The sequence below is a fragment of the Scytonema hankhaensis NUACC26 genome (assembly GCF_045865695.1).
Lineage (GTDB): Bacteria > Cyanobacteriota > Cyanobacteriia > Cyanobacteriales > Nostocaceae > Scytonema.
The window spans coordinates 1-6,594 of record NZ_BAACAP010000045.1 but is presented as its reverse complement, the minus strand read 5'-3'; the positions used below and the strand labels follow the sequence as shown (position 1 = coordinate 6,594).

Genomic DNA, 6,594 nt, shown 5'->3' with positions numbered 1-6,594 from the left:
AAACTCTCAATTCTGCTCAAACTTCATTCCCACAAGATATTAATTTCAATAACCAGGACATTCAACCTGCTCAAAGTACTCCTATCGAGTCAGTCAATCCCACAGTTGACGTGGGTAGAACCGATAGAACTGCCGATACTCCAATTGTACAAACAGCATTAACACAACCAACGACACCAAATCCAATTTCCACATCTAACACAGTCGTTGAAAGCGAACAAGAATCGCTTGTGGCAAAAATATTTCCTCAGCAAGCAACTTTCAGTTCCCCTCAAACTTCATTCCCACAAGATACCAGTTTCAATAACCAGGACATTCAACCTTCTCAAAGTACTCCTATCGAGTCAGTCAATCCCGCAGTTGACGTGGATAGAACCGATAGAACTGCCGATACTCCAATTGTACAGACAGCACTAACACAACCAACGACACCAAATCCAATTTCCACATCTAACACAGTCGTTGAAAGCGAACAAGAATCGCTTGTGGCAAAAATATTTCCTCAGCAAGCAACTTTCAGTTCCCCTCAAACTTCATTCCCACAAGATACTAGTTTCAATAACCAGGACATTCAACCTTCTCAAAGTACTCCTAATGAGTCAGTCAACCCCACAGTTGACGTGGATAGAACCGATAGAACTGCCGATACTCCAATTGTACAAACAGTACTAACACAACCAACGACACCAAATCCAATTTCCACATTTAATAAAGTTGTTGAGAACGAACAAGCATCGCCTGTGGCAACAACATCTGTTCAGCAACCAACTCTTGATTTCCCTCAAACTTCATTCCCACAAGACACCAGTTTCAATAACCACGACATTCAACCTTCTCAAAGTACTCCTAACGAGTTAGTCAATCCTACAATTGAAGTAGATAGAACGGATAGAACAGCCGATACTCCTGTTTTACAGACAGGACAAGAATTACCAGATCTAGCTTTCGATAATCTATCACCACCTCAAGGTTATGCTGTTGGCGGACAAGTCGTTGCCCTCAGTAGCCCAAATAAACAGCAAATAGCAGCCTCAGATACTGTACCTGCCATGCTTACTCCTGGTGAGTTTGTGGTTAATGCTAAAGATGCACAAAAAAACCTCAGTTTGCTGAAGCAAATTAACAATGGTAATACAATATCAAACTATTTACAAACCTCTTCTTTATCAAGAAAGATAGAAGACAGGAGACAAGAAGTAGAAAAGAAGCCTACTTTTTTCAAACAACAAAAAATTGCCCAGTTAGGCTTACCTAAAATGTTAGGTTCTCTCGGTTCGTCTTCTTTGCAATTAAAGACTGAAAACCTAAATCTTTCAACGCTTAGTTCTCTTGAATCAAATTCAAGGGAAAACAAAATGGGAGAGGGGAATCAAAGCATATCCCATTATTCTTTAAGCCCTTTGATTTTTAAAAAGCAAGTTTCTCCTAAAGATTCATCTTCTCAGGATGCTGATTTACCTTCTCAATGGTCGAGCATTGAAGAATTGGCGAAGGGAAACAGTCTTACTACAAACTCTATTGGCTTTACTTCTTCCAAACCTATTGGTGAAGAATTTACTTCTCAAAATTTAGCAAATTCTCTAAAGTCAAAATCGTCAAGAGCTTTTACACATCAATTACCTGAAATTAAGAGCTTTGCAAAGGGTGGACAAGTCACAGCAAGTCAAACACAAATGAGCGTACAACCTTCTAGGGAAACAGTAGAACGACCATTGTTGCCAACAAGCGAAGTTGACGATCGCTCTTCTACACTTTTTGAAACACTAGCTCATGAAATCTATTACTGGTTGCGGCAGAGGTTAGAAGTTGAACAAGAGCGTTATGGCTTTTATTCTGGTCGCGGTCGTATACCTTGGTAAATTCTAATTCACTTGAGTGTAGGAGAACAATTCAAATGGCACTTGAAAAAGCAATACTAAAGGTTGTATCTGGTGACCCATTATCAGATCCCTCTGCTAAGGATATTAAGTTTATGTTTAATCCAACAGAAATGAGTTTTACTAGGTCGTCTAGTTGGGATTATGACAGGGGTGCTAGGGGTCATGGCTTGTTACCTAAAGCTAATTTCTCTGGGATCGATCCTTATAGTTTATCTCTGAACAAACTTATATTTGATACTTATGAAAATAAGGGTCGAGCTTCTACTGGAGAAAATTTGATAGATATTATTGAAAATATTAAAAAAGGTGTCAGTGCTCCTGATGGGGAAAATAAGCGCCCTCCTATTTATATTTTGTCGTGGGGAGGAATGGAATATTTTTATTGTGTAATGACTAGGTTAAGTTACACTTTCACTATGTTTTTAGCTAATGGAACACCTGTGCGGGCGTTAGTAGACATTGATTTAAGAGAAGTCGATCCCACAAATTTACCAGGTGGAAGGATTACGAATATAGCTGCTTCTCGTCAAGGAGGGCGATCGCCACTCAATAAATCAAACCCTTCTACCAGTGGAAGTAGGAGTGTACAAAATAAGAATAATACTGCTGCTCTTGAATCGTTACTTAAAAACAATTGAATTGAATAGGAGTCCTATAATTATGTCGGATAGTCTTTATTTGTCTCGTCCATTTCTCACAATTGCTGGTCGGAATGCTCCTCCTGAATTGGTTGACGATATAATACAGATTTCTGTAGAAGAAAGTTTACATCTACCATCAATGTTTACATTGCTGGTACATAATGCTTATGATTGTGCAGACCAAGAGGACAAACAACCTTGGAAAAATGAAAAGTATTTTAAAATTGGTGATTCTATAGATATTGGTTTTGCTACTAGTACAACCAGATCTCCTGAGTTTAGCCAGGAGGAAAAAAATTATGTCATCAAGAATGGTGAAATTGTCGCGTTCGAAGTCTCCTTTACAGATAAATCTGAAGCTCCTATTATTATTCGTGGTTACGATACTGCTCATCGCTTACATCGCGGTCGTCATAACCGCTCGTTTTTAAACCATACTGCTGGAGAAATTGTTAAAAAAATTGCATCTGAAGCAGGGATCTCGGTTTGTCAGGTGGATGATAAAGGCGGACAGTATGATTATCTATTCCAAGAAAATCAAACAAATTGGGAGTTTTTACACGAACTAGCTGCTTTGAATGGGATGGAACTCTTTGTCCAAAACAATAAATTATACTTTCGGACGCCTAAGAGCGAATCTTCTTTGAAGCTGAAATGGTTAATTGACGTTACTCATTTTCACCCTCGCGCCACAAGTGCTCAACAGGTTAATGCTGTAGAAGTACGTAGTTGGGACTACACAAAAAAACAACCAATTGTCTCAACTGCTAACTCAGAAAAAGTTGTGACTCAATCTGGTCTTGGTGAAGGAAGCAGTACTAGTAGCGATTATCATCTCAAAGAACCTCCCACAATGATTGTTGTAGACAAACCTGTATCTACAGCACAGCAAGCAGATGCGATCGCTCAAGCTTTATGTAATGAACTTGGAGGGGAGTTTATTTATGCAGATGGGCGAGCCGAAGGCAATCCTCAAATCCGACCGACACGAATTATACATCTAGAGGGAATGGGCGATCTCTTCAGTGGCGATTATTACGTCACGGAAACACGTCACCTTTATAGGGAAAGAGTTTATAAAACTGAATTCAGCGTGCGGGGGTTACGCAGTAATAGTTTGTTGACAACCATAGCCCCTCCAATCCGTTTGCGACCAGCACAAACTTTCTTAACGGGTATTGTCACTGACAATCACGACAAAGACAATATGGGTAGGGTAAAAGTAAAATTTCCTACCTTAACTGAAAAACATACCAGTAATTGGGCTAGAGTGGTAGGACTGGGTGCTGGACAAAACCGAGGATTTTACTGTTTGCCTGAAATAGGAGACGAAGTTCTAGTAGGATTTGAGCATGGTAATATCACTCGACCCTATATTATTGGTGGAGTTTGGAACGGTGTGGATACTCCACCTGAACTAGTAGATGATACGATTCAAAATGGCAAAGTACGACTGCGAACTATTAAAACTCGTACAGGTCACACTATTGAATTTGTAGAAGAGGATTTGGGGCGTGGGAGCGAAGACAAAAACTACGCTGGAGTCTATATCCGCACTTCTGGCGGGCATCATGTACGCATGAAAGATTCGACTTCTGCAAAAGGGGTCACAATTACGACTTCTGGGGGACACCAGATTAGTTTAAGCGATCGTCCTCAAAAGTCAGTTGAAATTAAAACGACTACTGGTCAAAACTTGACCTTTAATGATGATGGCATGACAGTAACTTTGCAAACAGCAGGTATCATTAATATCCAAGCTGCGGCGGATGTCAATATAAATGCCGCAGGTGCTGTTGGTATTGAGGCTGTGGGAGATGTGAATTTATCTGCTGCAGGTGCTGTCACTCTGGAAGCAGTCGGTGATATTAACTTGGCAGCTGTGTCAATTTCTATGGAAGGTATAGTGACAGCTAATGGAATACCAATAGTATAAAAAATTACTATTACCTTTGCAAAAAGTTTCAATTCAATAGAGGAGAATATATATGTCTTATTTTACTAAACCGGTTAGGACACAACGTTTAATGACTTTGGGATTTTTTAGTGCAATTATAGCTGTATCGAGCGCTACGATTAACAGTACGAGGATATTAGCTTTTGGTAGTCTTAATCCTCAAGTTACAACTCAAGCTGATGAATACACAACCCAGTCAGATTTGTATGCACTTAACTCGTTTGACAAACAGTTTGTGACTGCAGCAGCCCAAGGAAATTTAACAGAAGTAGAACTTGGAAAACTAGCATTAAAACAAGCAAGTCAAACAGAGGTAAAGCAGTTTGCCGAACGTATGATTCAAGACCATACGCAAGCATATAATCAACTCAAACTATTAGCTGGTCAACAGAATATTGCTTTTCCAACAGCTATAGGTAAGCAAAATCAAGAAACCTTAACTAAATTGTCAAAGTTGTCGGGTTCTACTTTTGACCAAACATATATGAATACTATGGTAGAAGCTCATACAAAGACTCTATCTTTATTTGAGCAAGAAGGACAACAGGGTTCCAATCCAGCTTTAAAGGCTTGGGCTGCAAAGATTATCCCAACGGTTAAAGAGCATTTACAAATAGCTCGCTCAATTGTGAGTTAAAACTGAGTAGGAATAGCCTCTTTAAGGCTATGGTGTACACACAAGTAGATTTACCCCCCTTAATCCCCCCGATGGATTGGGGGGAAACTCAATTTCCAGTTCCCTCCCCAATCCATCGGGAGGGTAAGAGTGGGGTAAAACATAAACTCAAACTTTCATGTACAGACTCATACTTAGCTCGTTTGGGGGTAGATTTTGGTTGGTTAATTATTTTTGACCAACGTTCTAAAGCACCACTCCAGAGATGAGAATTGTAGGGCGCAAAGAGCATTGCACCCTTGACGAATTTAATAACTTCTTCCGTTTTCTCGGATTCTATGAATCTCGTGAGAGATTTTATTTAAATCGTGGTTAAGATGTCGTTGCTCTTGTGAAGTTAAAAATCCTCCATTTCTTCTCATATCGTAAATGCGTTTTTCATTCACTGCTGCTTCACGGTTTTCTAAATGGTGAAACTGATATGGTGTAATTTGTCCTTCTCTGGCACCATCAAAAATACGTTGTTGTTGAGCAGACTCTCGATGATAAATTTCGCCAGCAGAAGCTATTTTTGGGTTCAAGAAAACAGGAGCGAGGACTAGGGGAAGAACATAGAGCGTTTTCATAGTGGTGTTTTTCCTAATTTGATAAGTGGATATTGTTTAGGGAAGCCAATCTCTAAGCTGTTTCTTTAAGAGTAAGTCAGAAAAGTAAAGAACTCAGAAAGATTTGTTTTCGACTTTTGGCGAATCAAATATTTTATCAAATTTGTTATTCTTAATAATATACAAACTTTATATGAGGGCTGCCTGAATGCCAGAAACGGTGAATGGTCAGCAAAACAAATATTTAGGAAGAGGTTGGGCTTTTCCATTGCAGTTGAGCGTACAGGGAGGAATACAACTTCACGCTGAAGCACAAAAGGTTAGAGAATCTATTTGGCTTATTTTACGTACTGAAATAGGCGAACGGGTCTATCGTCCTGATTTTGGCTCGCGCTTATCGGAGTTGGCGTTTGCGCCCATGAATAACGATACTTTGTTACAAATTCGTCTTTATGTTCGAGAAGCTTTGGAAAAATGGGAACCGCGTATTATGCTGGATCGGGTTGTAACAGATGCTGACCCCGTGCGAGGAAGAGTCGATATACTTATCGCTTATCGTTTAAAAAATTACCCAGATATCTATAACTTTGTTTATCCTTTTTATTTGTTAACTGAGGAGGAAGAGTAACTGTGGAATTTGATTTTTTACCTAAGTTGCCTTCTTCTAATTTAGACGATCGCACTTTTAATGAATTAGTAGAAGAGTGTATTTTGCGAATTCCGCGTTACTGTCCGGAGTGGACAGACCATAACTTGAGCGATCCTGGAATTACGCTGATTGAATTATTTGCTTGGATAAGCGACCAATTATTGCTCAGGTTTAACCAAGTTCCTCGTAAAAATTATGTTGCTTTTCTAGAATTATTAGGTATTCGCCTTCAGCCACCCGTTCCAG

Annotated in this window: 6 protein-coding genes and 1 pseudogene; 6 read left to right on the top strand and 1 reads right to left on the bottom strand. The window is 39.5% G+C overall.

Going from position 1 to position 6,594, the window contains the following annotated elements:
- The 4 genes from ACKTT2_RS00995 to ACKTT2_RS00980 form a co-directional block, all read left to right on the top strand.
- Window positions 1-1,859: hypothetical protein (locus tag ACKTT2_RS00995; RefSeq protein ID WP_407883062.1), on the top strand; the 1,859-nt coding region annotated here is incomplete at its 5' end.
- Window positions 1,860-1,894: 35 nt separating this feature from the next.
- The gene (locus ACKTT2_RS00990; protein WP_407883059.1) at window positions 1,895-2,518 is read left to right on the top strand and encodes a CIS tube protein; all 624 of its coding nucleotides are present in this window, start codon (window positions 1,895-1,897) and stop codon (window positions 2,516-2,518) included.
- A 22-nt stretch (window positions 2,519-2,540) separates the two neighbouring features.
- Entirely contained in the window at window positions 2,541-4,457 is a 1,917-nt protein-coding gene (locus ACKTT2_RS00985) for a VgrG-related protein (RefSeq protein ID WP_407883057.1), read from the top strand.
- A gap of 52 nt (window positions 4,458-4,509) precedes the next feature.
- A complete protein-coding gene (locus ACKTT2_RS00980) occupies window positions 4,510-5,115 on the top strand; it encodes a DUF4142 domain-containing protein (protein ID WP_407883055.1) in 606 nt (201 codons plus the stop codon).
- A 287-nt stretch (window positions 5,116-5,402) separates the two neighbouring features.
- Here ACKTT2_RS00980 and ACKTT2_RS00975 read toward each other — a convergent pair whose 3' ends face one another.
- On the bottom strand, window positions 5,403-5,720 hold the full coding sequence (locus tag ACKTT2_RS00975) for a hypothetical protein (protein WP_407883053.1): 318 nt from the start codon (window positions 5,718-5,720) through the stop codon (window positions 5,403-5,405).
- A gap of 187 nt (window positions 5,721-5,907) precedes the next feature.
- Here ACKTT2_RS00975 and ACKTT2_RS00970 point away from each other — a divergent pair, with 187 nt between their 5' ends.
- Together ACKTT2_RS00970 and ACKTT2_RS00965 are read left to right on the top strand one after the other, a co-directional pair.
- Window positions 5,908-6,327, top strand: coding sequence for a GPW/gp25 family protein (locus ACKTT2_RS00970; RefSeq protein WP_407883051.1), 420 nt, complete (start codon window positions 5,908-5,910; stop codon window positions 6,325-6,327).
- A 2-nt stretch (window positions 6,328-6,329) separates the two neighbouring features.
- Window positions 6,330-6,594 (top strand): annotated as a pseudogene (locus ACKTT2_RS00965) (putative baseplate assembly protein); the annotation flags it as partial.